1 protein-coding gene is annotated in these 346 nt (G+C 57.2%); it reads right to left on the bottom strand.

Annotation, left to right across the window (positions count from 1 at the left end):
• Nucleotides 1–346 (bottom strand): IS66 family transposase zinc-finger binding domain-containing protein (locus BGK49_RS18735; RefSeq protein ID WP_171729995.1); only part of this gene is annotated, 346 nt, incomplete at both ends.

Below are 346 nucleotides of genomic sequence, written 5' to 3'. Positions count from 1 at the left end.
CCCGCGATACCACGCTCTATCGGACGGGATGGTGCCGGTGCTTCAACGATGCAGTCACATTTTGTACAGGCTTTTTTTACCCGTTCTGTGCGGATCACTTTCAGAGCGCTGCTCACCAGTTCCAGTTGTTCTGCGCTGACTTCCCCCAGATAATCCAGCTCACCGCCACACTCCGGGCAACAGCTTTCTTCTGGCTCCAGGCGATTTATTTCGCGGGGCAGATGCTCCGGTAACGGGCGACGATGACGAGACTGTCGCAACTGGCGGGGAACCTGCGGATCGTCTTCCCGCCCACTGTAACGATCACTGTCCTGTTCGCGTTGTTTCAGCAGGGCCTCAGCCTGTT

Origin of the sequence: Shigella sp. FC1544, from assembly GCF_001722145.1 — a bacterium.
Lineage (GTDB): Bacteria > Pseudomonadota > Gammaproteobacteria > Enterobacterales > Enterobacteriaceae > Escherichia > Escherichia coli.
Note: the sequence above shows the minus strand (reverse complement) of the source record. Positions and strands in the feature narration are given on the sequence as shown.